General features: G+C 42.4%; 22 protein-coding genes. 12 read left to right on the top strand and 10 right to left on the bottom strand.

The window, feature by feature from the left end; genetic code table 11:
• Positions 1-4: 4 nt before the first annotated feature.
• Together LZP46_RS03710 and LZP46_RS03705 are read right to left on the bottom strand one after the other, a co-directional pair.
• Positions 5-529, bottom strand: a complete 525-nt coding sequence (locus LZP46_RS03710) for a YecA/YgfB family protein (RefSeq protein ID WP_236094706.1) — start codon at positions 527-529, stop codon at positions 5-7.
• A 68-nt stretch (positions 530-597) separates the two neighbouring features.
• On the bottom strand, positions 598-798 hold the full coding sequence (locus LZP46_RS03705) for a PA3496 family putative envelope integrity protein (protein WP_019837063.1): 201 nt from the start codon (positions 796-798) through the stop codon (positions 598-600).
• Positions 799-1,171: 373 nt separating this feature from the next.
• Here LZP46_RS03705 and rpoD point away from each other — a divergent pair, with 373 nt between their 5' ends.
• From rpoD to LZP46_RS03675, 6 genes are all read left to right on the top strand, one after another.
• Positions 1,172-3,058 carry an RNA polymerase sigma factor RpoD gene (rpoD, locus tag LZP46_RS03700; protein ID WP_004972247.1) on the top strand — a complete coding sequence of 629 codons (1,887 nt, stop codon included), beginning with the start codon at positions 1,172-1,174 and terminating at the stop codon, positions 3,056-3,058.
• 114 nt (positions 3,059-3,172) lie between these two features.
• A complete protein-coding gene (locus LZP46_RS03695; protein WP_019837061.1) occupies positions 3,173-3,466 on the top strand; it encodes a YbeD family protein in 294 nt (97 codons plus the stop codon).
• A 151-nt stretch (positions 3,467-3,617) separates the two neighbouring features.
• Positions 3,618-4,274: a lipoyl(octanoyl) transferase LipB gene (gene lipB, locus LZP46_RS03690; protein WP_236094705.1), complete on the top strand. Its 657-nt coding sequence runs from the start codon at positions 3,618-3,620 to the stop codon at positions 4,272-4,274.
• Between the two features lie 75 nt (positions 4,275-4,349).
• Positions 4,350-4,883: a hypothetical protein gene (locus LZP46_RS03685; protein ID WP_026438100.1), complete on the top strand. Its 534-nt coding sequence runs from the start codon at positions 4,350-4,352 to the stop codon at positions 4,881-4,883.
• A gap of 1 nt (position 4,884) precedes the next feature.
• Positions 4,885-6,069, top strand: coding sequence for an iron-containing alcohol dehydrogenase (locus LZP46_RS03680; RefSeq protein WP_236094704.1), 1,185 nt, complete (start codon positions 4,885-4,887; stop codon positions 6,067-6,069).
• A 267-nt stretch (positions 6,070-6,336) separates the two neighbouring features.
• Positions 6,337-7,731, top strand: coding sequence for an APC family permease (locus tag LZP46_RS03675; RefSeq protein WP_236094703.1), 1,395 nt, complete (start codon positions 6,337-6,339; stop codon positions 7,729-7,731).
• Positions 7,732-7,925: 194 nt separating this feature from the next.
• Here LZP46_RS03675 and LZP46_RS03670 read toward each other — a convergent pair whose 3' ends face one another.
• From LZP46_RS03670 to rplU, 8 genes are all read right to left on the bottom strand, one after another.
• Positions 7,926-8,405: a tRNA (cytidine(34)-2'-O)-methyltransferase gene (locus LZP46_RS03670; RefSeq protein WP_236094702.1), complete on the bottom strand. Its 480-nt coding sequence runs from the start codon at positions 8,403-8,405 to the stop codon at positions 7,926-7,928.
• 92 nt (positions 8,406-8,497) lie between these two features.
• Positions 8,498-9,868, bottom strand: coding sequence for a siroheme synthase CysG (gene cysG / locus LZP46_RS03665; protein WP_236094701.1), 1,371 nt, complete (start codon positions 9,866-9,868; stop codon positions 8,498-8,500).
• Positions 9,869-9,935: 67 nt separating this feature from the next.
• Complete coding sequence (serS, locus tag LZP46_RS03660; protein ID WP_236094700.1) at positions 9,936-11,207, bottom strand: serine--tRNA ligase; 1,272 nt, start codon at positions 11,205-11,207, stop codon at positions 9,936-9,938.
• 120 nt (positions 11,208-11,327) lie between these two features.
• A complete protein-coding gene (locus LZP46_RS03655; RefSeq protein ID WP_236094699.1) occupies positions 11,328-12,125 on the bottom strand; it encodes an RsiV family protein in 798 nt (265 codons plus the stop codon).
• 420 nt (positions 12,126-12,545) lie between these two features.
• On the bottom strand, positions 12,546-12,884 hold the full coding sequence (locus tag LZP46_RS03650) for a hypothetical protein (RefSeq protein ID WP_236094698.1): 339 nt from the start codon (positions 12,882-12,884) through the stop codon (positions 12,546-12,548).
• Between the two features lie 132 nt (positions 12,885-13,016).
• A complete protein-coding gene (gene lolA, locus LZP46_RS03645) occupies positions 13,017-13,715 on the bottom strand; it encodes an outer membrane lipoprotein chaperone LolA (RefSeq protein ID WP_096902723.1) in 699 nt (232 codons plus the stop codon).
• A gap of 230 nt (positions 13,716-13,945) precedes the next feature.
• Positions 13,946-14,200 carry a 50S ribosomal protein L27 gene (gene rpmA / locus LZP46_RS03640; protein ID WP_004760935.1) on the bottom strand — a complete coding sequence of 85 codons (255 nt, stop codon included), beginning with the start codon at positions 14,198-14,200 and terminating at the stop codon, positions 13,946-13,948.
• A 19-nt stretch (positions 14,201-14,219) separates the two neighbouring features.
• Positions 14,220-14,531, bottom strand: coding sequence for a 50S ribosomal protein L21 (rplU, locus tag LZP46_RS03635; RefSeq protein ID WP_004972275.1), 312 nt, complete (start codon positions 14,529-14,531; stop codon positions 14,220-14,222).
• Positions 14,532-15,002: 471 nt separating this feature from the next.
• On the opposite strand from rplU, the gene sdsA reads away from it, so the two are divergent.
• The 6 genes from sdsA (at position 15,003) to adeK (ending at position 24,735) form a co-directional block, all read left to right on the top strand.
• The gene (gene sdsA, locus LZP46_RS03630; RefSeq protein ID WP_136144129.1) at positions 15,003-15,980 is read left to right on the top strand and encodes an All-trans-nonaprenyl-diphosphate synthase; all 978 of its coding nucleotides are present in this window, start codon (positions 15,003-15,005) and stop codon (positions 15,978-15,980) included.
• A 12-nt stretch (positions 15,981-15,992) separates the two neighbouring features.
• Positions 15,993-18,053, top strand: coding sequence for a site-specific recombinase (locus LZP46_RS03625; RefSeq protein ID WP_236094697.1), 2,061 nt, complete (start codon positions 15,993-15,995; stop codon positions 18,051-18,053).
• Positions 18,054-18,195: 142 nt separating this feature from the next.
• Entirely contained in the window at positions 18,196-18,813 is a 618-nt protein-coding gene (locus tag LZP46_RS03620) for a phosphatase PAP2 family protein (RefSeq protein ID WP_234113949.1), read from the top strand.
• A 21-nt stretch (positions 18,814-18,834) separates the two neighbouring features.
• The gene (locus LZP46_RS03615; protein WP_019837049.1) at positions 18,835-20,097 is read left to right on the top strand and encodes an efflux RND transporter periplasmic adaptor subunit; all 1,263 of its coding nucleotides are present in this window, start codon (positions 18,835-18,837) and stop codon (positions 20,095-20,097) included.
• A gap of 13 nt (positions 20,098-20,110) precedes the next feature.
• Complete coding sequence (locus LZP46_RS03610; RefSeq protein WP_230244044.1) at positions 20,111-23,290, top strand: efflux RND transporter permease subunit; 3,180 nt, start codon at positions 20,111-20,113, stop codon at positions 23,288-23,290.
• Positions 23,290-24,735, top strand: coding sequence for a multidrug efflux RND transporter AdeIJK outer membrane channel subunit AdeK (adeK, locus tag LZP46_RS03605; protein WP_236095166.1), 1,446 nt, complete (start codon positions 23,290-23,292; stop codon positions 24,733-24,735). Before LZP46_RS03610 ends, adeK begins: the two co-directional genes overlap by 1 nt.
• The last annotated feature ends 92 nt before the right edge of the window (positions 24,736-24,827 follow it).

Below are 24,827 nucleotides of genomic sequence, written 5' to 3'. Positions count from 1 at the left end.
GCCATTAATCAGGCGTGTGATACATTAAATACAACTCATTCAGATTCTCAGGAATTTCTTCTGCTATTTCGTCCATTAACTGACCGTTTCGACGGAAAGCTTCCATCTGTGGATCTTCTTCATCAATGCCACTGAACACCATCATTGGCAAAGTTAAATCAACCAATTGTTCTTCAAATTCAGGCGTAAACCACGCTTCTTCGTTTAAGAACATCGCATCGACAAAGCCAACGCTCCAATCACCTAAACTTGAATCAACTTCTGCTTCTTCAATTTCAAATGGAAACTCAATGCCTTCTTCATTGGCTAAACTTTGGCGAATGCTTTCTAACCAAGCCTCAATTTGCGCAATAATTTCGGCAGGGACTTTCTTTTGATTGCCTTCAAACAATTCATTTAACCATGGGTCAAATTGAGGTCCAACTGCAATGGCGCACAAGAAACCATGCGTTGCAGCGAAGTCTAGACCATGCTCGTTTTGGTCGCCATCTAGATATTCACTTAACAGGTCTAAATCTAAAGCAGTCATTTCAAATCCATCGGTGTCAATTTAGGGGTGTAGCATAACATTTTCAATGCCCGATACAGTACCTGATTTTAGTCATCTTCATCGTCATCATCGTCAAAATCGTAATCAAAATCTTTGAGCTCACGCTCCAAACGACGTTGTGCGAGTAAATCATCAATCAAACGGCGCTTTTCTAAAGATTCTTTCGCGCTTATTTTGTTTGATGCCTCATCGAAATTAACATCATCATCACCGTAGTTATCATCTAGTTCAAAATCTGTAGAAGACACTAAAACTACCTCAGAATGAAAAAATGTGAAGGGTCAAGCCGCTATTTATCTGCCTTTATAAATATTGTCAAGTTTTATTTATTTTTTTCAAATAACTGCAACATAAACCGCTTGCAGCCTTGGGGGAAATTTGTGTATTTATGGACAAGTTAGTATCATTATTTGAGATTCGCCCCAATCATAAAAATATTTTGTGGGCAAAAAGGAAATTGACTTGAAAAACAGTATTAAAGCCCCATATTCCTATCAAATTCTTCATTCAAACATCATTTTAAAATCATGCTTGATTGATCAATTCACCCCCTATTTAAAGCGAATTGTGCTATCATGCACGGTTTTTCACTGCCACAGATTCAACGAAGAGTAAGCAAAGATGAGCGATATGAATTCCCCTACTTCGCAAGTAGCGGCTCTGATTAGCCGAGGCAAAGAGCAAGGTTACCTAACTTACGCTGAGGTTAACGATCATCTCCCGGACTCAATCACAGAAAGCGAGCAGATTGAAGACATTATTCAAATGCTTCAAGACGTCGGTATTCCTGTGCATGAACGTGCGCCTGAATCTGATGATGCAATGTTCGAGGATAATGCGGAAGCTGCCGACGAAGTTGCTGAAGAAGAAGCTGCAGCGGTACTTGCCTCTGTAGAAAATGAGCCTGGTCGCACCACAGACCCTGTGCGTATGTATATGCGTGAAATGGGTACGGTTGAGCTGTTAACGCGTGAAGGTGAAATTAGCATTGCGAAACGTATTGAAGAAGGGATTCGCGATGTACTTCACTCGATTGCCTACTGGCCAAACGCAGTGCAAGTGGTACTGCAAGAATATAAAGATTATGAAGCAGGTGAACGCCGCCTTGCCGATATTTTATCAGGTTATTTAGACCCTGAAACCGATGAAGAAATTCCAGAAGTTTTAGAAGACGAAGCCGATTTAGACAAAGAAGAAGACACCAGCAACAAACCAACCAAAGACGTCAAACTTGATGATGACGATGAGGAAGAAGAAGCTGAAGCCGAAGAAGAATCTGAAGCAGATTCAGGTCCAGACCCAGAAATTGCAAGAATGCGTTTTGGTGAATTGGAACAGGCTTATCTTGCAAAAATTGCTGCCATTGAAAAACATGGTCGTGAAAGTGCCGAAGCTCAAGAGGCTTTAGAAGCTTTAGCGACTGTATTCATGATGTTTAAATTTACGCCACGTTTATTCGATATTATTTCGGAAATGATTCGTGGTACACATGAACAAATTCGTACTGCTGAACGTGAAGTGATGCGTTATGCGGTGCGTCGTGGTCGTATGGATCGTACTCAATTCCGTACCTCATTCCCAGGCCAGGAATCTAACTTTGCTTGGTTAGACGAGCACATTGCCAAAGCACCTGCCGACCAAAAAGGCTATTTGGAAAAAGTACGTCCAGATATTTTGGCGTTCCAACAAAAAATTGCCGACATTGAAAAAGAGTTAGGCTTAGATGTTAAAGGCATCAAAGAAATTTCTAAGCGTATGGCAGTAGGCGAAGCCAAAGCCCGTCGTGCGAAAAAAGAAATGGTTGAAGCCAACTTGCGTCTGGTTATTTCGATTGCGAAAAAATACACCAACCGTGGTTTACAATTCCTAGACTTGATTCAAGAAGGTAACATCGGCTTGATGAAAGCGGTAGACAAGTTTGAATACCGTCGTGGTTATAAGTTCTCGACTTATGCAACATGGTGGATTCGTCAGGCGATTACCCGTTCTATTGCCGACCAAGCGCGTACCATTCGTATTCCAGTACACATGATCGAAACTATTAACAAGATCAACCGTGTATCGCGTCAATTGCTTCAAGAAATGGGTCGTGAACCGACTCCAGAAGAATTAGGCGAACGTTTGGAAATGGACGAAGTTAAAGTTCGTAAAGTACTGAAAATTGCCAAAGAGCCGATTTCTATGGAAACGCCAATTGGTGATGATGAAGATTCTCATTTGGGTGACTTCATTGAGGACAGCAACATCACCTCACCAGTTGATGCGGCAACCTCTGAAGGCTTAAAAGAAGCGACCCGTGAAGTGCTTGAAAATTTGACTGAACGTGAAGCTAAAGTTCTGAAAATGCGTTTTGGTATTGATATGCCAACCGATCATACTTTGGAAGAAGTTGGGAAGCAGTTTGATGTGACCCGTGAACGTATCCGTCAGATTGAAGCCAAAGCCTTACGTAAACTTCGTCATCCTTCTCGTTCTGAACACTTACGTTCATTCTTAGAAAATGACTAAAATTGCTGCATAAATGAGCTATTGAAATTTTAAAATTCAGCCTCATTTATTCAACAAGACCAAAAAACGCCTGCCCTAAGCAGGCGTTTGATATAGAGATAGAGACACACGCTTATGACGTTATTCAACCGTACCCCATCTCGTGAACTGCAAGAGCATCTTTGGGTGTTTCCAATGGATTACCCAATTAAACTCATTGGTGACGCGGGTGATGAACTGCGTATTGCTGTGGTTGAAATTTTAGTGAAACACTTCCCTGAGTTTGATGCACAAAGCATCAGCATTACCCCATCACGCACAGGCAAGTATCATTCAATTACAGCACAATTGCGTTTTGAAGAATTGGAACAAGTGCATGCCATTTATGCAGATTTGGCAGCCTGCCCTTTGATTAAAACTGCATTGTAATTTTGTAGATTGATTTTCAAATAACACGCTTTCGGGCGTGTTTTTTTTTCTATGCTGCTAAAATCTTATTCCATCCACAAATCCCCTACAGCCGCCACATTTTCGTATAATAAAATCAATTTCTTGCTTTTATGGATAGGACTGCATCTCTGTGGATACTGCACAACGGCCAAACCTGATTATTCGTCAATATCATGACCTGACTGACTATCAAGCACGCTTTCAGGAAATGAAACACTGGACTGAACAACGTGATGCTGACAGCCCTGACCAACTCTGGATTTTGCAACATCCTAATGTACTCACTCAGGGGCAAGCAGGTAAAGCCGAACATATCTTAATGGCAACGGGTATTCCTGTAGTACAGACGGATCGCGGTGGTCAAGTTACATGGCATGGCCCAGGTCAATTGGTTGCCTATTTCATGTTTGACCTGAACCGTTTAGGCTGGAATGTCCGTACTTTGGTATCTTATGCCGAAAATTTGATGATTGAACTGCTAAAAAAATACGGTATTGATGCCTATGCCAAAGCCGATGCACCAGGAGTATATGTCAATGAACGAAAAATTGGCTCGCTCGGTTTTAAAATTCGCAAAGGTCGTAGTTATCACGGTTTAGCTCTTAATATTGATTGTGATTTAACAGGTTTTCAAAGTATAAACCCTTGCGGCTATGCAGGTTTGGAAATGGTACGTGTGATGGATTTAGTCAATGACTATCCACATTTTGAAAACTTCTGCGCAGATATCATTGCAACTTTACAAAACAGCGGTTACTTTAATGACGTACAAGTCATTCACGTATAAATGGCTTTCTTTTCAATAAGAAATAAAATAGAGTATTTACTCTAAATAATGATTTATAACACAGGGATTCAGCGCGTGATTTCAACTAAATCTGTGAAACCCGCTTTGCAACTGGCCTATGTCAAACTCATGATGGATGTGATTGGCAGAGGCTTAGTCATGGCAAGTCAGGTCGATGAAGAAATTAAACAAGAAGTTGCCAAATTTCCCAGCAACTTTGTGTTGTCTATGAAAGTTTTTCCGAATGGTCCAGCCTTTGTTGCCAAAGTCACTGCGGATCATCAATTAGAACTGTTACAGAATACGGCACAAAAACCCGATTTAACCATTACCTTCAAACACTTAAATCATGCATTTTTAGTGTTTTCATTTCAGGAAAGTACCGCACAGGCTTTTGCGCATGACCGCATGATTGCCGATGGTGATGTATCTTATGCAATTCGCTTGGTACGTTGCCTGAATAAAATGGAAGCGCTCATCTTGCCTAAATTACTGGCAGAACTGGCGGTAAAACAATATCCGACTGAACTCAGCTTAAAAGAAAAACTATCAGGTGCAGCCAATATTTATTTAAAAGTTGCCCAATCTTATTTCAAACGGAGTGCATAACATGGCGAAGCCTTATTACGAATTTTTTTGCCCAGTCAAAGTCATTGCAGGTCATGCAGCGCTTGAACATATTCCGTTTGAATTGGCGACACTCGGTTCTCAACGCCCAATGATCATTACCGACAAAGGCGTGCGTTCCAACAATTTGCTTGCCCCGATTGAAGCAGCTTTTGAATCTACCGATGCCGTGATTGGCTATGTTTTTGATGATGTCCCGCAAGATTCAAGTGTGGCAACAGTTCGTCGTGCTGCGCAGTTGTACCGTGAAAACAACTGTGATGCCATTATTGCGGTGGGTGGCGGCTCAGTCATTGACACCTCTAAAGCCACCAATATTTTAGTCAGTGAAGGCGGTGATGACTTATTGCAATATTCAGGTGCACATAACTTACCGCGCCCGCTAAAACCATTTTTTGTGATTCCTACTACATCAGGCACAGGTTCAGAAGTCACTATGGTTGCGGTGGTATCTGACACCGAAAAGAATGTCAAAATGCCGTTTGCGTCATATTACTTAATGCCACATGCAGCCATTTTAGACCCACGTATGACGCAAACCTTGCCACCACATTTGACAGCAATGACAGCAATGGATGCCATGACGCACGCCATTGAAGCTTATAGTTGCATGGCAGCAAACCCAATTTCTGATGCTTATGCCACAGCAGCAATTAAAAAAATCAGCAGTAACCTATTCAATGTATTAGATAATCCAAGTGAGGAACAAGGCCGTTTGGAACTGGCACAAGCATCAACCATGGCGGGCATTGCATTTTCAAATTCTATGGTGGGTTTGGTGCATTCCTTAGGTCATGCGTTGGGTGCTGTGGCGCATTTACCACATGGACTCTGCATGAATTTATTTTTGCCATACGTGTTGGAATACAACAAAGACGTCAATGCTGATAAAATTGCCGAGCTGCTATTACCATTGGCTGGCGCAGATGTTTACGCACAAACCCCTGCACATTTACGTGCCGATAAAACCATTTCGACACTCTTAGCCATTCGTGACCGCTTATACGCACTGACCAAATTACCACGAACTTTACAAGAAACGGGTAAAGTCAGCGAAGCGCAATTAGATGAAGTGGCTGAAAAAGCCCTGAACGATGGTTCAATTATTTATAACCCGAAAGAGGCCAATTTAGAAGAACTCAAAGCTATCTTAAAAAAGGCTTGGTAATTCCTACAAAATAGGCCAATATAACCGAAAATCTAGCCTGATGTTTTTCTAAACATCGGGCTTTTCATTGGTAGACTGCTGCGTCTGATGTTTTTTCATCAATATGGCTTTTTTTCTGCTAAAAAAGAAAGCAAAGATACTGACAAAGCGCGTCATTATAGAGTAGATTGGCGCGTTTTTACTTTTTATATAAGGGGGATTGTTCGTCTCAAACAATCCTGAACAAACATGACTGATCCTTGATCAACGATTAAGAGGATAACGCCGTTGACAAATATCTCTGGGACTCAATCGGCAGCTAAACTGCAAAAAACGCTAGGACTCTGGCACATTATTATTATTGGTTTAGCCTACATTCAACCGATGACGTTATTCGACACTTTCGGTTTAGTATCGGAAGAAAGTCATTTTCACGTACCCACATCTTATATTTTTGCACTGGTTGCCATTCTTTTCACGTCTTTGAGTTATGGTCACATGATTCGTCGTTACCCATCTTCAGGGTCGGCCTATACCTATGCACAAAAATCCATTCACCCCAATGTCGGCTTTATGGTGGGTTGGTCATCTTGGCTGGATTATTTACTCTCGCCAATGGTCAACATTATTTTGGCGGTGATTTATTTAGAAGCGTTATTCCCTGAAGTGAATCACTGGATTTGGGTAGTGGTACTCACGGCATTTATGACAGGTGTTAACTTGCGTGGTGCGCGCTTTGTCGCCAACTTTAACAGTATGATCGTTTTGGTACAGCTGGTGGTGATTGGTGTCTTTACTTGGATGATGTTCACCAAACTTCAAGCTGGCTTTAATGCCGATGGCCCAATCACTGCCGAACAACGCTATCAGTTATGGAGCTTAGAGCCTTTCTGGAATGAACTGACTTCGGTAGGCGCATTGATTACAGGTGCAACCCTACTCTGCTTCTCATTTACAGGCTTTGACTCACTCAGCTCACTTGCAGAAGAAACCAAAGACACTGAAAAAACCTTACCAAAAGCGATTTTCTTAACTGCACTAATTGCAGGCGTAATTTTCATTGTTAGCACCTATTTCATGCAGATTTTCTTCCCGAATGAACCAGGCAGCTACTTTAAAAATATTGCTGAAACGCAGCCAGAAATTCTACTCTTGGTTGGTGGCTCATTGTTCCAATCTTATGTACTTGCCTTTGCAATTGTAACGGTCATGGCATCGGGTATTTCGGCACATGCGGGCGTATCACGTTTAATGTACGTGATGGGTCGTGATGGCGTGATCAACAAAAAAATCTTTGGTCATATCAGTCCACGCAACTATACACCTTCATACAATATTTTAATTGTAGGTGCTGTGGCGCTAACTGCTGGTTTTATGGACTTGGATTTTGTCATTTCATTGATCAGTTTTGGCGCTCTCACCGCATTTAGTTTTGTGAATTTATCGGTGATTTCACGTTACGCGCTGCGTGATGGTCGCACCAAAGGCTTTAAAGACATTCTCAATTTTGTGATCGTACCGTTGTGTGGCTTTATTGCAGTGTTTGCTTTATGGCTCGAAGTCGATGAAACTTCATTGAAGTATGGCTTATGGTGGGCGATGTTTGGGGTTTTATACCTCGGTTATAAAACCAAAGGCTTTAAATACCCTGCTCCGCAGCACAATGAGTTTGATGATCGCTAAAACAAATAGCTTCTCAACTTTAAGATCAGGCGCTTTATGCGCCTTTTCTTATGCCTCAAATGGATTGCAGCGTTAAATCAGCAAAATAGCGAAAACAAAAAAGCTGAGTACAGTTTTGTCTCAGCTTTTTATCTATCAATTGTACGCATTGATACTCAAGATCGCACTAAATTTGAAATAAATTAATGGTCAAATTAGAGCAATACTTTAAAACCTTGCTGACGCCATGCTTCATACACAATCACAGCCGTTGCATTAGACAAATTTAAACTGCGTGAGTTTTCTGCCATTGGTAAACGAATCCAGTGCTGCTGCGGAAACAACATGCGTACAGCTTCAGGCAAACCGCGAGTTTCAGGCCCCATCAACAAGGCAACAGGTCGGTTTAAATCTGAAGTATGTGGTGTTTCTGTACCTTTGGTGGTCAATGGATAAATCGCATCCAAGCCCACACCTTTACTGTCTAAATCAGCCAAACATTGCTCAAGATTGTCCCAAATTTGCATACGTGCCCATTCGTGATAATCCAAACCTGCACGTTTCAGCTTTTTATCATCCAATTCAAAACCCAATGGCTTAATCAAATGCAATTGCGCACCTGTATTGGCACACAAACGAATGATATTGCCTGTATTGGCTGGAATTTCAGGCTCATATAAAACAACGTGGATCACAAATTTTCTCTACTTTTCACAATCCCTCCTCAGCTCCCTTTAGAAAATGTGGGAACTCCCCTCTTTTTAAAAGAAGGGTTGGGGGAGATTCATTACCATTTCAACTGTTCACGTAAATTGACCACTTCACCAATAATGGTCAAGGTAGGCGCCTGAATGTGGTGCTGTGCGACTTTACTGGCAATATCCGCCAACGTCCCCACCACCACTTTTTGTTCAGGGGTCGTGCCTTTAGAAATTAAGGCGACAGGCATATCCTCCCGTTGTCCATGTGCAATCAGTTTTTCACAAATGCTTTCTAAGCCAACCAAGCCCATATACAGCACCAAAGTCTGGTGTTCATACACCAATTCTGACCACGGCAATTCAGGCGAACCTTCTTTTAAATGCCCAGTCAAAAAACGCACACTTTGCGCATAATCTCGATGAGTCAGTGGAATGCCTGCATAAGCCGAACAGCCCGAGGCTGCGGTGATGCCCGGTACGACCTGAAATGACACACCTGCTTCATACAATTCTTGAATTTCTTCACCGCCACGCCCAAAAATAAACGGATCGCCACCTTTTAAACGGCAAACTCGCTTACCTGCTTGTGCATATTTCACCAATAATGCATTGATGCCTTCTTGCGGTACAGCATGGTTAGAACGTGCTTTTCCGACATAGACTTTTTCGGCATCACGGCGACACAATTCTAAAATAGGTGCAGACACCAAACGATCATAAATCACCACATCGGCTTGCTGCATTAAACGCAAGGCTTTTAAGGTCAGTAACTCAGGATCACCTGGCCCTGCACCAACCAAATACACCTCGCCTTTCGGTGTTTGCCATTCCGCTAAAGCCTGTTGGATACTTTGTTTTGCAGCGTCAAGATTGTCATTGAACACCTGTTCTTTAAGAGGGCTAGCATATAACTCCTCCCAAAAAATACGGCGCTCTTCTGGATTTATAATTTTCTGTTTTACCGCCGCACGCCACTGACCTGAAAACTCAGCCAGTTTGCCCATACCATGCGGAATACTGCTTTCCAGTTGAGTACGAATTTGACGTGATAACACGGGAGATGTGCCATTACTTGCAACTGAAATCACTAAAGGCGAACGGTCAATGATCGCAGGCACCATAAAACGACAATGTGGCGGATCATCAACACTATTGACCAGCACATTTTCGGCTTCGCAAGCTGCAAAAACTTGCTGATTGACCAAATTGTTATCTGTTGCAGCAATCACCAAACGATAGTGACGCAGCGCAGTAGATGAACTAAAAACATCTTGCACATACTGCCCCTGACTCTGCTGCACCAGTTGCAGTAAATTGTCATCAATTTCAGGAGCAAGTACATCAATTTTTGCGCCCGCTTTAGCCAGTAACAGTGCTTTACGATAAGCAATATGCCCACCACCCACAATCAGGCAACGTTGCTGCTGCAACTTTAAAGAGATTGGGAAAATTTCCACGATACGCCTCTATATTTTTTAGATCTGATTGAGCTAAAGCAAAAACTATGCACAAATTCGATGCATTTTAGTCTATATGACTAATACCGCCCATATATGGACGTAATACTGCAGGAATTTCGATTGAACCATCAGCACGTTGATAGTTTTCCATCACTGCAAGTAAAGTACGACCTACAGCTAAACCTGAACCATTCAACGTATGCACCAATTCGATCTTCTTCTGATCTACGCGGTAGCGTGCTTTCATACGTCGTGCTTGGAAATCGCCCATGTTTGAGCAACTTGAGATTTCACGATAGGTATTTTGGCTTGGCACCCATACTTCTAAGTCATAAGTTTTGGTTGCACCAAAACCCATATCACCACCACAGAGAATAATTTTACGATATGGTAAGCCAAGTGCCTGCAAAATGCCCTCTGCATGTGCAGTTAGTTCTTCTAAAGCCTGCATTGAGGTTTCTGGTTTTACAATTTGCACCATTTCGACCTTATCGAACTGATGTTGACGAATCAAACCACGAGTATCGCGACCATAAGAACCTGCTTCGCTGCGGAAACAAGGTGTATGCGCGGCATATTTTAATGGCAAGCGTTCAGGGTCAATGATTTCATCTCGAACAAAGTTGGTGACAGGAACTTCGGCAGTTGGAATCAAATAATATTCTTTTTCACCTTGTAATTTGAACAAATCTTCTTCAAATTTAGGCAGTTGACCTGTACCACGCAATGAATCTGCATTAACCAAATACGGTACATACGCTTCGGTATAACCATTCTGAACAGTATGCGTATCTAACATGAACTGTGTAATCGCACGTTGTAAACGCGCCAATGGTCCTTTCAGAACACTAAAACGAGAACCTGTTAATTTGGTTGCAGTTTCAAATTCCAAACCACCCATCATTTCGCCAAGATCGGTATGATCTTTAATTTCAAAATCAAACTGGCGTGGTGTACCCCATTTCAATACTTCTACATTATCAGCTTCATCTTTACCTTCTGGCACGGACTCATCGGGCAAGTTTGGAATAGACAATGATTTAGCTTCTAACTCATCTTGCAATTCTGCCAAAGCCACTTCAGCAGTTTTAATTTCATCTCCAATGGCAGCCATACGTGCCATAATTTCAGAAGCATCGCCACCTGCTTTTTTAATCTGACCGACTTGTTTGGCACCCGAATTACGTTCTGCCTGTAAGGCTTCGGTTTTAGATTGCAATTCTTTACGACGTGCTTCAAGTGCTGCCCACTCTGCCACATCTAACTGCACACCACGTTTTGCCAAGGCTAAATTTACAGCCTCAATATTATTTCTGAGTAATTTCGGGTCAATCATAGCCAATCTTGGAATAAGAAAAAAACTGGCTATAGTGTAAGCGCTTCGAGTTAAAAAATACAGTAACCCGATTCACAGCTGCACCTTATTACAGCAATCTCTGCGTATTTTTGTGCAATTTTATTGGCTCGGATACTGTGGCAAACTTGGCAAATATTCAGGCTTAATTAATTTCTCCGTCGCATAATAAGGCAGAATCAATTCAGGCATACCTTCTGCATAAGATGCCAATTCATACAACGGGTAGACAAAGACCAAACCATTGGCACCATAATAAAAATTATCGCTCAGTTTAAATTTTTCAAGGGAAATATCATGTTCGTCTAGCCAGTTATAATTATGGTTAAACAATTCTTCGGTCATTTTAGCTTCCGTATTGGGCAGCATAATATCTTGCAGCGCCAAACGCTTTTTCTGTTTTAAATCAAGAGTCACAAATTCTTGGTGATGAATACCATGTGCTGCACCCGCAGGGTAACTGTAGCTTTGCAAACTAAACGTCGCTAAATTGGCATGTTGCCCGATATAACGCACATAGCTTGAACTCTGACTCAGCCGCATAGGATCAGTTTCTTCTACTTTTGGCGTTTCAGTTGATGCTGCAGCTTCAGAAAATGCAATTGGGTCTGCCTTTTGCAGGCGCTGCATAAAATATTCATCAATCCACGCTACATTGGTTTTTACCGTCTGAATATCGTAAGCAGTACAACCTTCTTCATCACAAATTTGCTGCTGTGGCAATTTTAGTGCCACCACTTTAGCTTGAATCAGAGGAATATCGGCTGTGACAGATGCAGACGCAGCTTGCTCTGTTTCGGCTTTAGAAGTTGCCTCACTCTTTGGCTGACATGCAGTCAACAACAATACTGAACTTAAAGTGACAGCACCCAAAAACACCTGTGATTTTAAATATTGCATTAAATTCCCCCTCAGCCACGATTCACATAGTCTAATGATTAGAAATGCAAACATACATAAATTTTACGATAAAATTTCTTCAATTGAATTAGTCAAGACTATAGATAACTCTCGCTGTTCAATCCTAGAGCAGTTGTGTAACGGAATAATCGGTGGATAAAACTGTTTAAAATTTCTACTCAGATTTTTGCGTAATTATTTTTATTTTTTCATTATAAATCAAAATTTTGACAACAAATCCTTAATATAAAATAATGATCTTTGATGACTCAGTCTATATCCTGCTTACAGCAAAATGTGAATTATCCCAAGATTTATCCACAGAAATTGTGGATTTCTCAGGAAGAATATTCAAATAAATTTCCGCTGTATTGAAAATGCTTCAACTAAAAATCTATGATTAAAACCTAAATAATCGGATTAAATTTCTACAAGTACAGACTCACCTGTTGAACAATCACCATTTAACCATTGCCAACGTTCAAGCAATTTGATTTTTCCGTTTTCATCCAAAATGATAGTTGAGTTGCATTGACCAATACGTAGTTCATCTAACTGATTGACATGATGATAAACCATACTAAATGTATCTACTGAAGTCATGACTCCCAACAGATGCCCTTGCCTAATACTTCCGCCAGAATAAGTAGCTTCAATTGTTTCCCCTACTTGTTGATAGTAAAAAACTGTTGAGCCAGATACCTCACCATTCGCGGTGTTTTGCTGATTTACAAACTTTTTATTATGTAAAATTGACATCAGAGTCCTTTCATAAGCTAAAAATTATGAGCGATAAACCAAATTGGGATTAAAAGAGCCTTCTCCCTGTGGAAGAAGGCTAGGATAAGGGATAGCAAATTATGCTTTAAAAGAACGTATAAAAACATTCAGTTATTGATCAATAATGTCCGTGCCTTTTGGCGGCGTGAAGTTAAAGGTCGATGCAGGTATCGCCGCATTGACTTTCACATTGTTAAAACGCACATGCGTGGTTTGACCCAATGAATCCTGCAGAATCATTAAAGTTGGCGCGTTACGTGCACCAAAACTAATGGTTAAACTCTGAAATACACCATCATCACTTTTTGGGTATAAAGTGTAATAGGTTTTTGACTTATTCGGCTGGGTCACACGATACGACTGCATGATTTGATTGGTATTGCCCGAAAGCAACAATGCAGGTGTATTTGCCACTTGATCATCTAGGCTTTGACGTACCGCTTGCTGTAAGTCTGGATCATAAATCCATACGGTTTTACCTGTGGTCACAATTGTCTGTTTGGCTGGACTGGTGGTTTCCCAAAAGAATTTACCCGGACGTTCAACTTTCATAACCCCTTTAAAATTCTGGTTCATGTGTTGTGCCGATAAACCACGGTTTGGCAAAGCCTTACCATTGTTGCTAACTTTTGTAGTTTGCTCAAAGTTGGCAGTAAAACTTTTAATGCCATTCAATTGTTTAACAAGATTTGCTGTCGCTTGTTGCTCCGATGCTGCCACTGGCGCAGCAAACACTGTAGTACTCATGATTGGCGCTAAAGTGGTTGCACCCAATGCCACAGCACACATCGTTTTACGAAGCATATTCATAGATTCACCTTTTTATATTTGCTCAATCGCAATGTTTTGGATGTCCCATCTTAAACCAATTTCTGGCGCTAATATGATAGAAAATAAGAAGTTTTGTATGCTTATTAATATAAAATGTAGAAATTTATCCATCATGATGAAGAACTAAAATTTATCTTTTGACCCTAACTCTCCATCATACAAGCATAAAAAAACCCACAATCACTTGTGGGTTTTTTCACTATTTCAGCTTACGCTTCAACAGATACGTAGCGACGGCCAAATTGACCTTTCACTTCGAATTTTACTACGCCGTCAGCAGTAGCAAATAAAGTATGGTCGCGGCCCATACCTACGTTTGCACCAGCGTGGAATTCTGTACCACGTTGACGAACGATGATGTTACCAGCAGTTACAGTTTGACCACCGTAAACTTTAACACCTAACATCTTAGGATTCGAATCACGACCGTTCTTAGTCGATCCACCGGCTTTTTTAGTTGCCATGTCTATTTACTCCTAGTGATTAGCCTGCAATACCAGTAATTTTCAACTCGGTAAACCATTGACGGTGACCTTGTTGCTTACGGTAGTGTTTACGACGACGCATTTTAACAATACGGATTTTGTCGTGACGACCATGACCAACCACTTCTGCAGTTACTTTAGCGCCAGCAACAACTGGAGCACCGATTTGAACGTTGTCACCGTTTACAACCATTAATACGTCATCAAACGTAATAGTTGCGCCAGTTTCAGCTTTCAATAATTCAACTTTAAGGGTTTCACCCTCAACAACACGGTGCTGTTTACCACCGCTTTGGATTACTGCGTACATAATGTACTCCAAACATACCCGTGTCGTCGTGCCGATAAAGGGATATATCGATCTTAAAACGAACGCCACTGGGGGTTATTCAAGGGCAAGGATTTTAAGCGATATTCGCACAAACAACAAGCCATTTACGGCAATTATTGCACAACAAGGTTGATTGTTTAATACCCAGCCGCGTAAATGACTTTTGTAGCCTCATCCATATTCAATGGATCAATCAATATAGACAGATTGTGTTGGCGTAAACTGCTGTGCTTGTTAAAATCAGGCCCAACTTGAGCAAATAACTGAATTTACCCACAAAGTTATTGACTTCATTTTCTAGTAGAATTAACAATTACAGCATTTGGCAGTTGCCTAACTATTGCATTCATTGCGTTATTTTCGCAGACTTAAGCAGTTTTCTTGGCTGTAACATAAGTTACAACTGATTCAACTAAGTTTTCATTCAATATTATTGAGGTTTCTCTTCACATGACCATCGACTTTAAGCAAGACATTCTCGCCCCTGTTGCTTCTGATTTTGCTGCGATGGATACATTTATTAATGAAGGGATTACCTCTAAAGTCGCGTTGGTGATGGCAGTCAGCAAGCATGTGGTCGAAGCTGGCGGTAAGCGGATGCGTCCAATTATGTGTCTACTTGCGGCAAAAGCTTGTGGCGCAGAAGATTTAGAACGTCAACGCAAACTGGCTGCGATCATTGAAATGCTACATACAGCAACTTTGGTACATGATGATGTGGTGGATGAGTCTGGCTTACGTCGTGGTCGGCCTACTGCCAATGCAACTTGGAATAACCAAACAGCAGTTTTAGTCGGTGACTTTTTAATTTCCCGCGCCTTTGACCTATTGGTCGACTTAAACGATTTGGTGTTGCTGAAAGACTTTTCAACGGGCACTTGTGAAATTGCCGAAGGTGAAGTTTTACAATTACAGGCACAGCATCAACCTGACACAACAGAACAAATTTATTTAGACATTATTCACGGCAAAACTTCACGTTTATTTGAACTTGCCACCGAAGGTGCAGCAATTTTAACAGGCACGCCACAGTACCGTGAGCCGTTGCGCTTATTTGCAGGACACTTTGGCAATGCCTTCCAAATTATTGATGATATTTTAGATTACACGTCAGACGCTGAAACATTAGGTAAAAATATTGGTGATGATTTAATGGAAGGCAAACCCACTTTGCCTTTAATCTCTGCATTAAGAAATACCACTGGCGAACAACATCAAATTATTCGTCGCAGTATTGCGACAGGTGGTACTTCAGACCTCGATCAGGTCATTGCCATTGTGCAGTCCTCTGGCGCTCTCGACTATTGCCGCCAACGTGCCACAGAAGAAACTAAAGCCGCAATTAACGCTTTAGAAGCATTACCAGATTCAGAGTCTCGTCAGGCTTTAAAGAATTTAGCCTTAATGGCTTTACATCGCATTCAATAATTTAAGCAACTTATGCATATAAAACTCAACGATTTACTTAGAAAAATGCAAGAACAGCTAGATACACCCAAAGCTGTTCTGGATGAAAGTCTGCTGATTGAACTGGTCAATCGTATCCGTCCAAGTGACACTCAAGATTTAGAAGAAACCCATGAAAAGTTTCAGGCTTTTTTGCAAGCACTTCTGCTAACGCCTGATGCCAGCTCAACCTTGCAACATTTTGTTTTACGTCTAATCAATCAATACAAACAAACCAGTTTATTTGCCGACACGGGTATTTTATCGCTCGATGGCTTTTGGAATCAGTTATTTCAACGTTTAGGCGCACATTTTTTACCGCTGATTCATGATGAAAGCCAACTGCAAGATTTAGTCCGTCGGGTTTTTCCACTACGCAGTGACAAATACTGGCTCGACAATATTGAAGATGCCGAATGGCAGCAATTGTTTACTTTGCTGAATCGCGGACATGGTGGACAAACGCAAAAACGCCTGATCCGCAGTGAAATTATTAAAGCCCTGACAGTGTTGTCGTATCGGGTCAGTGGCATTGGTTTGTATCCTGAATTTATTAATGCCTACCCTGAACTGAGTGAATATGATTCACCTTTTTTGGCACAAAACCGTGAAATCAACGAATTTATTCAGCTTTATAAAGTTGCCGATCAGCAACACGATCAAATCAGTGCCATTCAACCACCCGATGCCTCTCAAGCTTTGGTAATGATTGACCAATGTCATGATGTCAGCAGTAAAATTCGTCGTGCGACTAAACGTACTGGCGTCAGTATCAGCCTGACCTATTTATTGTCTTTACTGGAACAATGTTTAGAGCGGATTGAACTGTTGCTAAATTTAATCGTGGCGCAAGACAAAGTTGCTTATGTTTCGGCAGGACAATTACTGGTAGATGTAACTTCGGCGTTGTATAGCGAACGCAGTGTACGCTCATTGCTTGCAGAAAATAGTGAGTTAATTGCCTTACAAGTCACTGAAAATGCTAGTAAAACGGGTGAGCATTATGTAAGTACCGATAAAGATGGCTTTTGGAGCATGTATAAAGCTGCAGCAGGTGCAGGTGTTTTAATCGCCATGATGGCGACTTTAAAAACTCTCGCCTCGCGTTTAGTCCTTGCCCCGATGATGCAGGCTATCATCAACAGCATGATTTATTCATTTGGTTTTATGCTAATTCATGTCTTGCACTTTACCGTTGCCACTAAACAACCCGCGATGACTGCAGCAGCACTAGCCTCGACGGTTCAACACCGCAAAGGCTCTAAGATGGCGCAAATAGCCGAACTTGCTGCCTTAATTATTAATATTATCCGTACGCAATTCGTCGCCATTTTGGGCAATATTTCGATTGCGATTCCAGTTGCGGCCTTAATTGCGTTTAGTTGGGATGCCATATTGCATGAACCGTTGATGTCACACACCAAAGCATCCCATTTGCTACACGACTTGAATCCATTTACGTCACTTGCCATTCCGCATGCCGCTATTGCCGGGGTATTTTTATTTCTGTCTGGTTTGATTGCGGGTTATTTTGATAACATGGCCGTATACCGTAAAGTCGGGCCACGCCTAAAAGCCCATCTGCATTTAAAAAAGTTACTCGGACAAGAACGTCTCAATACATTTGCCACCTATATAGAACGAAACTTAGGGGCTTTGGCAGGTAACTTCCTGTTCGGGATTATGCTCGGTAGTACCGCCACACTGGGTTATATTTTGGGTTTACCGATTGATATTCGCCACATTGCCTTCGCTTCTGCCAACTTTATTCAGGGTTTAATGAATATTAATGGCTCACCTGAAATTGGCCTGATTATTGTGTCCTTTTTAGGCGTACTGCTAATTGGTTTAACCAACTTATTTGTCAGCTTTACTTTAACCATTATTGTGGCATTGCGTGCGCGTCGGGTACGTTTTGAACAGTGGAAACCTTTGGCAAAATTGGTGCTGACTCACTTCTTAACCCGTCCAAGTGATTTCTTTTGGCCACCGAAACAACCAATTACAGTGGATGACGATTCATCCTCAAATACTGAACGAAATGCTAAAATTTAGTGCACATTTACATTGCGCACAAAGTAACAAAAAAAGAAATTCTTCTCATTTACATTGGCTTGAAATAAAGTGTACTGACTAGTACACTTTATTCCATTCATCAACCGTGCTCAAATCGGTTAAACTTACAGGGATTTTTAGCATGCCTAAAATACTGCTTTATCTCGGTAGTTTACTATTTATAATCAGTGTGTTAGTGCTAAACATTCCAAGTTGGCAACAATTTGATGTTGCCAGTGTGGAGTTTGTAAGTACTCAACGCACCGCACATTTGAATCAATTGGCAATCACACTTTCTGTATTAGGGGGCTTGCCATTTGTATTATTTTTAACATGCCTATGCTTTTTCTATTTGGCATGGTATAAAAAATACGCAAAAATTGTTTTTATCAGTGTAGGACTGGTCGTAAGTATTGCGCTGTCGTGGCTGCTCAAATACCTATTCGCGCGACCCCGCCCGCCTGAAGCATTGCATTTGGTGGAAACTTTTGGCGATTCATTTCCTAGTGGCCATAGTTTTTATGCTGCAACTTTAGGTTGTTTGGTGATTTACCTGAGTTTGCAACATCCAGCACATAAAAATTTATCTGTGTGTGCATGGTTATGGATGTTGCTGATGGGCATTTCCCGTGTGTATTTGGGAGTGCACTATCCTTCAGATGTCCTCTCCGGTTGGAGCATAAGTTTTATTTGGATCACATTATGGTATCTGTTTTGCGCTCATTATTTGCAAGACAAACCCATACATAAGTTTAGATAAAAATCTAATAGAGGTGAAAGAATGATGTCTGCAAAGCTTTGGGCACCCGCCCTGACTGCTTGCGCATTAGCCACAAGTTTAGCGCTTGTGGGTTGTAGCAAAGATCCAAAAGATGCACAGCAAACAGGTGCAGCTCAGCAAATGCCACCGACTGAGGTTGGTGTACTAGTGGCACAGCCACAAAGTGTGGAACAGTCTGTAGAACTGTCAGGACGTACCACAGCCTTTGAAATTTCAGAAGTTCGCCCACAAACGAGTGGTGTGGTTCTGAAACGCTTATTTACTGAAGGCAGCTACGTACGCGAAGGTCAGGCACTTTATGAAATTGACTCGCGCACCAACCGTGCCAGTTTAGACAGTAGCCGTGCAGCACTCACCCGTCAACAAGCACAACTGAATGTGTTGCGGGTTAAAGAAGGTCGTTACCGCCAACTGGTGGGTAGCAATGCCATTTCTAAACAAGAATATGATGACATTGTGGCACAGGTCAAACTTGCCGAAGCCGATGTTGCTGCGACTCAAGCAGAAGTACGAAATGCCGAAATTAACTTAGGTTATTCGACTGTACGCGCACCAATTTCAGGGCAAACTAACCGCTCTACGGTAACTGCAGGTGCACTGGTTACGGCGAGTCAAGCGGAACCCTTAGTGACTATTCAGCGCTTAGATCCAATTTATGTAGACATCAATCAGTCTAGTGCAGAATTACTTCGCTTACGTCAGCAACTGAGTCAGGGCAGTTTAAACAGCAGCAACAACACCAAAGTGAAGTTAAAACTTGAAGATGGTAGCTACTACCCTGTTGAAGGTCGTTTGGCTTTTTCTGATGCCAGTGTGAACCCAGAAACAGGCACGGTGACATTACGCGCCGTGTTCCCTAATTCAAATCACTTATTGTTGCCTGGTATGTTTGCCACTGCGCAAATTGTGCAAGGTGTAATTCCTAACGCGATCTTAATTCCACAAGCTGCGATTAGCCGTACACCTACTGGTCAGGCAATGGCGATGATTGTGAATGCTAAAGGTATCGTTGAACCGCGCCCTGTAACCACAGTTGGTACGCAAGGCAGCAACTGGATTGTGACTGAAGGTCTGCAAACCGGCGATAAAGTGATTGTAGACGGTGTTGCTAAAGTAAAAGCTGATCAGCAAGTGGTTGCTAAGCCGTATCAACCTCAAGGCGCTGCTCCACAAGCCGCACCTGCTGCACCAGCAAAATCGGGTGATGCAAAACCAGCCTCAGAAGCCCAAGCCACTGAACCAAAAACTACTTCAAATACATAAGGAGTAGACGTTAATGGCTCACTTTTTTATTCATCGCCCCATTTTTGCATGGGTGATTTCATTGGTGATCATGTTGGCGGGGATTATTACCCTCACCAATATGCCAATTGCCCAATATCCGACCATTGCACCGCCAACGGTCACCATTGCTGCAACCTATCCGGGTGCATCTGCTGAAACTGTGGAAAACACGGTAACACAAATCATTGAACAGCAAATGAACGGCTTGGATGGACTGCGCTATATTTCATCCAACAGTGCGGGTAATGGTTCTGCATCGATTACATTAAACTTTGAACAAGGCATCGACCCAGATATTGCACAGGTTCAAGTACAGAATAAATTACAATCTGCTACGGCGCTGTTGCCTGATGATGTGCAACGTCAGGGCGTAAAAGTCACCAAATCAGGAGCAAGCTTCTTACAGGTTCTCGCTTTTTACTCACCTGATGAAAGCCTTTCTGCCGATGACATTAAAGACTATGTTAACTCTAACATTTCTGAACCGCTGAGCCGTGTTGCAGGTGTGGGTGAAGTGCAAGTCTTTGGTGGCTCATACGCTATGCGTATTTGGATGGATCCTGCCAAAATGGCAAGTTTGCAAGTCACACCAAGTGATATTGCTCAAGCCATTCGCACCCAAAACGCACAGGTTGCGGTAGGTCAATTGGGCGGCGCACCTTCAATTCAAGGTCAAGCTTTGAATGCGACGGTTACTGCGCAAAGCTTGCTGCAAACACCTGAACAATTTAGCAATATTTTCCTAAAAAATACCGCTTCGGGCGCTCAAGTGCGCTTGGGTGATGTCGCACGAATTGAACTTGGTGCAGACAACTATCAGTTTATTTCTAAATACAACGGTAAGCCTGCAGGCGGTGTCGCAATTAAATTGTCTACAGGTGCTAACGCCCTCGATACTGCTGCAGCTGTCGAAGAACGCCTCAAACAATTACGTCCAAACTACCCTACAGGTTTAAAGGATGAATTGGCCTTTGATACCACACCATTCATTGAACTTTCGATTAAGAGTGTTGTTAAAACATTAATTGAAGCGATCATTTTGGTCTTTATTGTGATGTTCCTGTTCTTACAGAATTGGCGTGCCACCATTATTCCAACTATGGCCGTGCCTGTGGTGGTACTGGGTACTTTTGCCGTGATCAATATGTTTGGCTTCACGATTAACACTCTGACCATGTTTGCCATGGTACTGGCGATTGGTTTATTGGTTGATGACGCAATTGTTGTGGTGGAAAACGTAGAACGTGTCATGGTCGAAGAACATCTTGACCCTGTAGCGGCGACTGAAAAGTCAATGAAACAGATTTCAGGCGCACTGATCGGGATTACATCGGTATTGTCTGCAGTATTTATACCTATGGCATTCTTTGGTGGAACAACAGGCGTTATTTATCGTCAATTCTCTATTACTCTTGTGACTGCAATGGTGTTGTCACTGGTGGTGGCGTTGACCTTTACCCCTGCCCTGTGTGCCACGATTCTCAAACAGCACGATCCAAACAAACCTGAAAGCAACGGTATTTTTGCGCGTTTCTTCCGCTGGTTTAACCGCAGTTTTGATAAGCTCTCGGTTAAGTATCAAGGCGGTGTTAACCGCATGACGCATCATAAAATCTTCTCGGGGGTTTTATATGCAGTGGTACTGGGCATTATTGTGTTATTGTTCCAAAAACTACCATCATCATTCTTACCTGATGAAGATCAGGGGGTGGTGATGACATTGGTACAACTCCCGCCAAATGCAACTCTGGAACGTACTGAAGCCACCATGACCAGCATGAGCAACTTTTTCAGAGAAAATGAAAAAGAGCATGTGGAGTCGGTATTTAGTGTTTCGGGCTTCTCTTTTACAGGGATTGGTCAAAACGCAGGTATGGCATTCATTAAGCTAAAAGACTGGAGTGAGCGTACGAGCCCTGAATCACAAGTCGGTGCAATCATCCAGCGTGGTATGGCACTGAACATGATTGTGAAAGATGCCACTTACATCATGCCATTACAGCTTCCTGCGATGCCAGAATTAGGGGTCAGCTCAGGCTTTAACTTACAACTGAAAGATGCTGCGGGCAATGGTCACGAAAAACTCACCATGGCACGTAATATTGTCTTGGGTGAAGCAGCGAAAGACCCACGCTTAATGGGGGTGCGTCCAAATGGTCAGGAAGATACGCCACAGTACCGTATTATTATTGACCAAGCGCAAGCAGGTGCGGCAGGTGTCAGCATTGCTGAAATCAACAGCACCATGAGCATGGCTTGGGGTGGTTCGTACATCAATGATTTTATTGACCGTGGTCGTGTGAAAAAAGTCTATGTTCAAGCTGAATCAGACTCACGCATGATGCCTGAAGACCTGAACAAGTGGTATGTCCGCAACAATAGTGGTGATATGGTGCCATTCTCTGCCTTTGCAACAGGTGAATGGACTTATGGTTCACCGCGTTTGGAACGCTATAACGGCGTATCTGCCAAGAACATTCAGGGTTCACCTGCGCCAGGTGTCAGCTCTGGTGAAGCCATGCAAGCAATGGAAGAAATTGTCGCAAAACTACCTTCTATGGGCTTAAACGGCTTTGATTATGAATGGACAGGTTTATCGCTTGAAGAACGTGAATCGGGCGATCAGGCACCATTCCTCTATGCACTGTCATTACTGATTGTATTCTTATGTTTGGCAGCCTTGTATGAAAGTTGGTCTATTCCATTTTCGGTGCTGTTGGTGGTACCGTTGGGTATTGTCGGAGCATTATTGCTCACCTTCAGTGGTATGATTTTGTTCAAAAACCCGAACCTATCCAACAACATTTACTTCCAAGTGGCAATTATTGCCGTGATTGGTTTATCTGCTAAAAACGCGATTTTGATTGTGGAATTTGCCAAAGAGCTACAAGAAAAAGGTGAAGACCTGTTTGAAGCCACTTTGCATGCTGCAAAAATGCGTTTACGTCCAATCATTATGACCACGTTGGCCTTTGGTTTTGGTGTATTGCCGCTTGCACTTTCATCAGGTGCGGGTGCAGGTAGCCAACACTCGGTCGGTTATGGTGTTTTAGGTGGTGTGATTAGCTCAACCTTGTTAGGTATCTTCTTTATTCCTGTATTCTATGTCTGGATTAGAAGTATCTTTAAATACAAACCAAAACAACAAAATCATCAGGAGCATGTATCGTGATGCAAAACTTATGGTCGCATACAGGCCGTGGTATTGCGGTTTCTGCCCTCGCGCTTGCTTTGACAGCTTGTCAAAGTATGCGTGGGCCAGAGCCCGTCGCTCAGGCAAGTATTCCAAGCAGCTATACTGCTGCTGCATCGGGTATTTCTGTGGCTGAACAAGGTTATAAAGATTTCTTTGCCGATCAACGCTTATTACAAGTCTTAGATATGGCATTAAACAATAACCGTGATTTACGCACAGCGACGCTGAATATCCAACGTGCCCAACAAGCCTATCAAATTACCGAAAACAACCAGTTACCCACAATTGGTGCTAGCGGTGGCGTACTACGTCAAGATCAAGGTACTGCTTTAGGAACTCACACACGCTATAACGTTGGTTTAGGTGTGACTGCCTACGAACTGGATTTTTGGGGTCGTGTACGCAGCCTAAAAGACAATGCCTTAGATAATTTCTTGGCAACTCAAAGCTCGCGTGATGCCACACAAATTGCCTTGATTGGTCAGGTCGCACAAGCATGGCTCAACTACTCGTTTGCCAATGCCAATTTGAAACTGGCAGATCAAACTTTAAAAGCTCAGCTTGAATCTTACAATCTGAACAAAAAGCGTTTTGATGTGGGTATCGACAGCGAAGTACCTGTGCGCCAAGCACAAATTTCGGTAGAAACAGCACGTAATGACGTTGCCAACTATAAAACCCAAGTGGCTCAGGCACAGAACTTACTAAACTTGTTGGTGGGCGAACAAGTTCCAAGTACGTTATTGCCAACGCAGCGTGTAACGCACATTACTAAAACTACCGCAATTGGCGCAGGCTTACCTAGTGACTTGCTAAATAACCGTCCTGATATTCGTACTGCAGAATATCGACTATCGGCTGCGGGTGCCAATATCGGCGCAGCAAAAGCTCGTTTATTCCCAAGCATTAGCCTTACGGGCAATGCAGGCTATGCGTCAACTGACTTGAGTGATTTGTTTAAATCAGGCAGTTTTGTTTGGGCAGTGGGCCCGAGCATCGACTTGCCAATTTTTGATTGGGGCACACGCCAAGCCAACATCAAAATTTCTGAAACGGATCAGCAAATTGCTTTGGCAGACTATGAAAAATCAATTCAGTCTGCGTTCCGTGAAGTAAATGATGCCTTAGCAGTTCGTCAAAATATTGGTGATCGTTTAGCGGCACAAAAACGCTTGGTTGATGCGACCAATACTACTTATAAGCTTTCTAATGCACGTTTCCGCGCAGGGATTGACAGCTACCTAACCGTATTGGACGCTCAGCGTACCGCTTATGCCGCAGAGCAAGGTTTGTTGCTACTTGAGCAAGCCAATTTGAACAATCAGGTGGAGTTGTATAAATCTTTGGGTGGCGGTGTAAAAGCCAATACTTCAGATGCCACTTTACAACCTGCATCATCGGCTGAGCGTAAAGCGCAGTAATTCTGTACAGCAAAACTTAATTTGATGGTGAAACTACACCATCTACAAAGACCTAAATCAGCTCACTTCGGTGGGCTTTTTTTATTGCTTTT

This window comes from Acinetobacter sp. SCLZS86, from assembly GCF_021560715.1.
GTDB classification, from domain to species: domain Bacteria; phylum Pseudomonadota; class Gammaproteobacteria; order Pseudomonadales; family Moraxellaceae; genus Acinetobacter; species Acinetobacter towneri_A.
Note: the sequence above shows the minus strand (reverse complement) of the source record. Positions and strands in the feature narration are given on the sequence as shown.

Bases quoted from the DNA above. Each gene is read 5' to 3' on its own strand.
- LZP46_RS03710 (WP_236094706.1), bottom strand. From the start codon at position 529: ATGACTGCTTTAGATTTAGACCTGTTAAGTGAATATCTAGATGGCGAC.
- LZP46_RS03625 (WP_236094697.1), top strand. From the start codon at position 15,993: ATGCATATAAAACTCAACGATTTACTTAGAAAAATGCAAGAACAGCTA.
- lolA (WP_096902723.1), bottom strand. From the start codon at position 13,715: ATGAATATGCTTCGTAAAACGATGTGTGCTGTGGCATTGGGTGCAACC.
- LZP46_RS03655 (WP_236094699.1), bottom strand. From the start codon at position 12,125: ATGCAATATTTAAAATCACAGGTGTTTTTGGGTGCTGTCACTTTAAGT.
- sdsA (WP_136144129.1), top strand. From the start codon at position 15,003: ATGACCATCGACTTTAAGCAAGACATTCTCGCCCCTGTTGCTTCTGAT.
- rpoD (WP_004972247.1), top strand. From the start codon at position 1,172: ATGAGCGATATGAATTCCCCTACTTCGCAAGTAGCGGCTCTGATTAGC.
- LZP46_RS03615 (WP_019837049.1), top strand. From the start codon at position 18,835: ATGATGTCTGCAAAGCTTTGGGCACCCGCCCTGACTGCTTGCGCATTA.
- LZP46_RS03610 (WP_230244044.1), top strand. From the start codon at position 20,111: ATGGCTCACTTTTTTATTCATCGCCCCATTTTTGCATGGGTGATTTCA.
- LZP46_RS03695 (WP_019837061.1), top strand. From the start codon at position 3,173: ATGACGTTATTCAACCGTACCCCATCTCGTGAACTGCAAGAGCATCTT.
- rpmA (WP_004760935.1), bottom strand. From the start codon at position 14,200: ATGGCAACTAAAAAAGCCGGTGGATCGACTAAGAACGGTCGTGATTCG.
- LZP46_RS03620 (WP_234113949.1), top strand. From the start codon at position 18,196: ATGCCTAAAATACTGCTTTATCTCGGTAGTTTACTATTTATAATCAGT.
- adeK (WP_236095166.1), top strand. From the start codon at position 23,290: ATGCAAAACTTATGGTCGCATACAGGCCGTGGTATTGCGGTTTCTGCC.
- serS (WP_236094700.1), bottom strand. From the start codon at position 11,207: ATGATTGACCCGAAATTACTCAGAAATAATATTGAGGCTGTAAATTTA.
- LZP46_RS03650 (WP_236094698.1), bottom strand. From the start codon at position 12,884: ATGTCAATTTTACATAATAAAAAGTTTGTAAATCAGCAAAACACCGCG.
- LZP46_RS03680 (WP_236094704.1), top strand. From the start codon at position 4,885: ATGGCGAAGCCTTATTACGAATTTTTTTGCCCAGTCAAAGTCATTGCA.
- rplU (WP_004972275.1), bottom strand. From the start codon at position 14,531: ATGTACGCAGTAATCCAAAGCGGTGGTAAACAGCACCGTGTTGTTGAG.